This is a genomic window from Mesorhizobium sp. CNPSo 4671, assembly GCF_057784245.1.
Map to the genome: position 1 here is coordinate 1 of NZ_JBWLUW010000069.1, position 709 is coordinate 709.

Sequence of the window (709 nt, forward strand, 5' to 3'; positions counted from 1 at the left end):
CAGGCCGCCCGCCGGTGACAGGCCTCCGGTCGGCTCCGCCTCCCTCCGGCCCGTCACCGGCGGAACCAACCTTCAACCGACATCATGAACCCGATGGTGGGGGCAGTTCTTCATGACGCAAAGGGGGCAGTTCCGGATGGCGTTTGACACGTTTCGGCATGATCGCCGGATCAAGACGGTTAAGCGCCTTGCCCAGCACGCGCGCGAGCTTCTCGCATTCGGCGGCATGGTTCGCCGTCGACCGTGCCGCCGCCCAGTGCTGTAGCATGATCGGTATCGGCTCCGCCGCCAATTCCGGGTGTATCTGCAAAAAGCGGTCAAAGCGCCAGAGCCAATGCGCCTGCGTCAGATAGCGATAGCCTCTGGTTCGCATGAGAGCGATATGGTTGCGCATGAGGTCCCCGAGCACACTGCCGAACGCTGGGAGCTGCCGCAATGCCTCCAGAGCTTGATCGGGATCGGGCGAGAGCAGCGCTCGCAGCACCGCCTTGTCGCTTCTGGCTTGATGAGCGGCGCACAATTCGTTGATGGGATTGCTGGCGATAAAACCCTCCTGCACGAGGTAATCGAGGAATCGGTTGATTATGCGGGCGTAAAGCATCAACGTCGGGCGAGCCCAGTATCGAGCCCGCTCGCTCAGCCAGGTTTCCAGGGTCTCCCGTGTGACGAGAGTGGTGTTGGCCGGTTGCCGGGCAGCAACCTCCTGGAA

The 709-nt window shown here is 62.5% G+C and carries 1 pseudogene; it reads right to left on the reverse strand.

The window, feature by feature from the left end:
* Positions 1-82 precede the first annotated feature (82 nt).
* Positions 83-709: pseudogene (locus AC04SF_RS37390) on the reverse strand (tyrosine-type recombinase/integrase); the annotation flags it as partial.